The sequence below is a fragment of the Streptomyces torulosus genome, assembly GCF_001419765.1.
Taxonomy (GTDB): domain Bacteria; phylum Actinomycetota; class Actinomycetes; order Streptomycetales; family Streptomycetaceae; genus Streptomyces; species Streptomyces torulosus.
Genome location: NZ_LIRK01000154.1, coordinates 1 through 3,038, shown reverse-complemented (window position 1 = coordinate 3,038; position 3,038 = coordinate 1). Strand labels below are relative to the sequence as shown.

General features: G+C 73.9%; 3 protein-coding genes. 1 reads left to right on the top strand and 2 read right to left on the bottom strand.

The features are described from left to right. Window positions 1-542: NAD-dependent epimerase/dehydratase family protein (locus tag AOK23_RS11660; RefSeq protein WP_157878008.1), on the bottom strand; the 542-nt coding region annotated here is incomplete at its 3' end. Between the two features lie 169 nt (window positions 543-711). Between AOK23_RS11660 and AOK23_RS11655 the strand changes: the two genes are divergently transcribed. Further along, window positions 712-1,200 carry a GNAT family N-acetyltransferase gene (locus AOK23_RS11655; RefSeq protein WP_055712656.1) on the top strand — a complete coding sequence of 163 codons (489 nt, stop codon included), beginning with the start codon at window positions 712-714 and terminating at the stop codon, window positions 1,198-1,200. A gap of 193 nt (window positions 1,201-1,393) precedes the next feature. On the opposite strand, the gene AOK23_RS11650 is transcribed toward AOK23_RS11655, so the two are convergent. Beyond that, window positions 1,394-2,578 carry a MarP family serine protease gene (locus AOK23_RS11650; protein ID WP_055712655.1) on the bottom strand — a complete coding sequence of 395 codons (1,185 nt, stop codon included), beginning with the start codon at window positions 2,576-2,578 and terminating at the stop codon, window positions 1,394-1,396. Window positions 2,579-3,038: the final 460 nt, after the last annotated feature.

The following is a 3,038-nucleotide window of genomic DNA, read 5'->3' as shown; positions in this document are numbered from 1 at the left end:
GCGCCCCCGCCGCGCGCCACGACCAGCCCGGTCCGCGCGAACACCGTCCGCACCCCGGCGTCAGCCGCGGGCTTCGCCGCCGCCTCCCACTCCACGCACACCGACGGCAGGAACCCCGTCCCCGCCGACGCCGACTCGTCCACCACCCGGTCGCCGGTGTCGCCGTAGAACCCGATCGCGCTGCCGTTGACGAAGACGCTCGGCGGTGTGTCCAGGGAGGCGACGGCCTCGGCGAGCACCGCCGTGCCGAGCACCCGGCTGCGCCGGATCGTCTCCTTGTACGCGTCGGTCCAGCGGCGCGAGGCGACTCCCGCGCCCGCGAGGTTCACGAGGGCCGCACACCCCTCCAGTCCGGCCACGTCGACCTGCCGGGCCTCCGGGTCCCAGCGCACCTCGTCCGCCGAGCGCGGCGCACGCCGCACGAGCCGGCGCACCTCGTACCCGTCGGCGGTGAGGGACCGGGCCAACGCCGAACCGATCAGGCCGGACGCCCCGGCGATCACCACACGGGAACCGGGCGCCACGGGCGCATCTGTGTCCATGCCTCCCATCCTGCCCCTCCGTACGGCGAATCAACGGACCGGGCCCGCCGTGCCGCCGTACGACCACGGGCACATCGCCTCCGGGCCGTGCCGCCGTACGACCGCGAGCGCGGCGCCTCCGGGGCCGTGCCGCCGGGCTGTCGCGGTGCGCCCCCGTACAGTTGTCCGTATGCCGCTTCCCCTCATACGGGTCGCGACCTCCGACGACGAGGACGCGCTCGCCCGGCTCGACCGGGCCACCTGGTCGACGCTGCACTCGGTGCAGGAACGCCCCCGGCAGCCGTACAAGCCGTTCTTCGACGACCGGTTCGGCCCCGGGGACCATCTCGTCGCGGAACTCGGCGGTGACGTCGTCGGCTACCTCCGGCTGGGCCGGCCCACCTCGCTGGACTGCAACGTGCATGTCCGCCAGATCCAGGGGCTCGCCGTCGCGGAAGAGGCGCGCGGGGCCGGGGTGGCGCGGGCGCTGGTGCGGGCCGCGCTGGAGGAGGCGCGCAGCCGGGGCGCCCGGCGGCTCACCCTGCGGGTCCTCGGCCACAACACCCCGGCCAGGAAGCTGTACGAGTCGGAGGGGTTCGTGGTGGAGGGCGTCCTGCCCGAGGAGTTCCTGCTCGACGGGGCCTACGTGGACGACGTGCTGATGGGCGTCCACCTCTGACACGACGTCACGGCGACGCCCACGCCGACGACATGCCACCGCCCTGACCCGGCGTCACGAGGGCGTGCCACCGTGCGCCGCGCATGACGGCGGGAAACCGCCCACCCCCGCACGGCGCCACGCTCTCCACGCCACCCTCTCCGCGCCGTGCCCATGGCGCCATGCTCACGACGCCGTGCCCATGGCGCCGTGCTCACGACGTCACGAGTTCCCCGGTGTCCACCGCCTTCGTCGCGTTCGCCGCGCTGTTCGCCTCGGGGGCGACCTCGTCGACCGTCAGGACGTACCCCGTCTCCGCGTCGGACGTGGAGCGGGCGAAGACGACGCCGTAGACCTGGCCTTCGGTGGTGAGGAGGGGGCCGCCGGAGTTGCCGGGGCGGACGGTGGAGCGGATCGAGTAGATCTCGCGGGTGACCGCGTCCGTGTTGTAGATGTTCCGGCCGGTCGCGTCGATACGGCTGGCGACCGTGGCCGCCTGGAGGTCGAGCCCGCCGTCCTCCGGGTAGCCGGCGACGACCGCCGCGTCACCCCGCGAGGCGGTGTCGTCGAAGCGGAGGACCGGCGCCTCCAGACCCGGCACATAGAGCACCGCGACATCCTTCTCCGGGTCGAAGAGCACGACCCGCCCCTCGAACGCCCGGCCCACGCCGCCCACCCGCACACTCGGGTCGTCGATGCCCGCCACCACGTGCGCGTTCGTCATCACGTGCTCGCGCGCGTACACGAAGCCGCTGCCCTCGCGGCCCTGCGTCCCGGCGACGCCCTCGATCTTGACCGTGCTGCGCTTGGCGGCGTTCGTCGCCGCGGCCGTCACACTGTCCCCGGAGGGCTTGGCGACCTCGGCCGTCGCCTCGTTCTCGAACGGGTTGAAGACCTGCGGGAAACCCGCCTCGGTCAGCGCGGACGTGGCGTTGGAGAACCAGGTCGGAGTGGTGTCCGGCATGGTGTTCTGCACGGCGCCCAGCAGCGCGGAGTTGCGGATCGAGTTGGTCACCAGCGGCGACGAGGACGCCCCGAGGACGCTCGCGGCCACCCACGCCACGATGAGCACGGCGATCGAGTTGGCCGCCGCCCCGCCTATGCCGTCGGCCACGCGCAGCGGGCTGCGGTCTATCTCGCGGCGCAGCCGCAGCGCCAGCCGGCCCGCCAGCTCGTGCCCGATCACACCCGGCACCAGCACGGTCAGCACCGCCGTGACCGTCGCCGCGGGAGTGCCCGGTTCCACCAGCTCCATCATCCACGGCAGCATCCAGACGCCCACCACCGCGCCGCCCACGAAGCCGGCGAGGGACACACATCCCGCGACCAGGCCGCGACGGTAACCGGACGCCGCGTAGGCCAGGATCACCAGCATCAGCAGGATGTCGAGCACGTCCACTCCAGCGCCTCTCTCTTTCGGGACCCAGTAGTACGCGTGGGGTGGGCGCAGTGATCAGTCACGCCCGCACGGCACGCCGGTGGCATGCGGGAATCGGCCACCGGTACGCCCGTCCGCCTGAATCGTGAAAACGTCCCGGACCGGGACGATGGTTCCAATCCGTTCACCCGGGTGGCGCAACCCACAGGGCGGCGGGGGGCGCATCGGGGTGAGGCTCGGTGCATGCGTGTGTTCCGGAAGTCGCGGGGATCGCCACGACGTCGGCCACTCCGTGCGGGGCGGCGCCGAACACGGACTCCGCGCGGCCTCACGGTCGCGCGAATACGGGGTCCGCGCGGCGCCACCGCCGCGCGGACCGCACCCGCCCCCCAGCCCGCCCGCCATCGGGGCACTCGGCGCGGGCGGGGTGGGGGGGGGGTGCGGTCCGCGCGGCGGTGGCGCCGCGCGGACCCCGGATTCG

Coding starts and splice junctions, on each gene's coding strand:
- AOK23_RS11655 (WP_055712656.1), top strand. CDS start 712: ATGCCGCTTCCCCTCATACGGGTCGCGACCTCCGACGACGAGGACGCG.